We start from the raw sequence: 575 nt of genomic DNA, 5'->3' as shown, positions 1-575 counted from the left end.
ACCATGGAACTTAAAATAGCCTCATCGACACTAGCAGCAACGGCTCGAAAAAATAAATCGATATGATTGTCGTTGAATCGAGATACCGTGTCAAAATTCCGCTCTGTGAAATGGCTAACCAGGTTGCTTGTTGAAAAAGCAAAGACAAATTCTCCGCTGCCGTTGCCAATGTATCCACCAGTCCGGTTAATACCAACGGTGGCCCGTTTTGCCAAACGTTTGAGTTGTCGAGAATTTAAAGGAGCATCTGTTGCCAAAACAGTAATAATTGATCCTTTTTCTTCTTTTTGTTTGTCGATAACAAGCATTTCTGCTAATGATTTGCCAATGGGGATTCCGTTAACAATAAAGTTGTCAAGAAAACCGTAATTAGCCATTACCAACGCGCCAAGCGTGTAAGTATGATCATCATCGACTTTTACAATTCGGGATGATGAACCAATTCCACCTTTCAAACCATAACAGACCATGCCGCGGCCGCCGCCAACCGCTCCTTCTTCAAGGGTATCCTTAGCAGCATTTAATGCAGAGAAAACATCAGACTCAGTAATTTTCATTGCGCGAATATTTGAAAT

At 41.7% G+C, this 575-nt stretch carries 1 protein-coding gene; it reads right to left on the bottom strand.

The window, feature by feature from the left end; all coding sequences use genetic code 11:
* The coding region (locus KH893_RS11560) for a P1 family peptidase (protein WP_281166249.1) at positions 1 to 575 on the bottom strand (575 nt) is incomplete at both ends.

The sequence above is a fragment of the Liquorilactobacillus sicerae genome, assembly GCF_029916425.1.
In the GTDB taxonomy this organism is placed as follows: Bacteria; Bacillota; Bacilli; order Lactobacillales; family Lactobacillaceae; genus Liquorilactobacillus; species Liquorilactobacillus sicerae.
Note: the sequence above shows the minus strand (reverse complement) of the source record. Positions and strands in the feature narration are given on the sequence as shown.